The organism is Actinosynnema sp. NPDC059335 (assembly GCF_042752395.1).
Lineage (GTDB): Bacteria > Actinomycetota > Actinomycetes > Mycobacteriales > Pseudonocardiaceae > Actinosynnema.
This window is the reverse complement of record NZ_JBHYXZ010000010.1, coordinates 36,069-37,065: the sequence shown is the minus strand read 5'-3', so window position 1 is coordinate 37,065 and position 997 is coordinate 36,069. Positions and strand designations below refer to the sequence as shown.

At 77.6% G+C, this 997-nt stretch carries 1 protein-coding gene; it reads right to left on the bottom strand.

Features of this window, described 5'->3' with window-relative positions:
- Positions 1–282: 282 nt before the first annotated feature.
- On the bottom strand, positions 283–997 hold a 715-nt coding region (nudC, locus tag ACFXGA_RS05075), incomplete at its 5' end, for an NAD(+) diphosphatase (RefSeq protein WP_378084500.1).

Here is a 997-nt window from a genome sequence, read left to right as displayed (position 1 = left end):
GAGATCTGACCCCCGCCCGCCACCGCCGCCTCGCTCGAGCGCCCCCCCCCCCCCCACCCCCCCCCCCCCCCCCCCCGCTGGGGGGGGGGGGGGCCCCTCGCCGCTCTGCGGACCCGGCCGCCGATGTTCCGCTGCTTCACCGAGGTCGGCACCGGCATCGACCCGCCCCGGCCGCACGTCGAACTGCCGGAGATCACCTGGCACCGGTTAGGCGAACTTCGTCCACCGGCTGCCCTGGCCCGACCCTGCCCCGCCCGACCTGACCGGCCGTGCCGCGCCGGATCAGCCCGCCGCCGCCCACGACTGGATCATCCGGTAGGCGATCGACGCGCCGGGAGCGAGCAGCAGGTCCGGCACGCTGCCCGGTTCGGCGAGCGCCTGCCGCACCTCGGCCCGACCGACCCACTTGGCCTGCGCGATCTCACCGTCGGCGAGCCGCAGCGGCTCGGCCGGGTCGGCCACCGCCTCGAAGCCCACCATCAACGACCGCGGGAACGGCCACGGCTGGCTGCCGAGGTAGCGGATGGCGGCGACCTCGACCCCGACTTCCTCGGCGATCTCCCGCGCCACGCACGCCTCCAGCGACTCGCCCGCCTCGACGAACCCGGCCAGCACCGAGTACCGCCCCTCCGGCCACCCGGCGCCGCGGGCGAGCAGCACCTGGTCCGCGCCGTCGTGCACCAGGCAGATCACCGCCGCGTCGGTGCGCGGGTACTCCTCGTGCCCGCACTGCTCGCACACCCGCGCCCACCCGGACTTGACGGACTCCGTCCGTCCGCCGCACACCGCGCAGAACTTCGCCGTCCGGTGCCAGTGGAACAACGCGACCGCCGACGTGAACAGGCCCGCGCCGGTGGCGTCCAGCAACGCGCCGCACGCCCGCAGGTCGAGCCACTGCGGCTCGTCGGTCAGCTCCGGCCGGGCCCCCCCCCCCCCCGCCCGGGCGCCGCCGGCCGCGTCGGGCCGGGGGAGCGGCACCCCCCCCGAGCCCACCCCG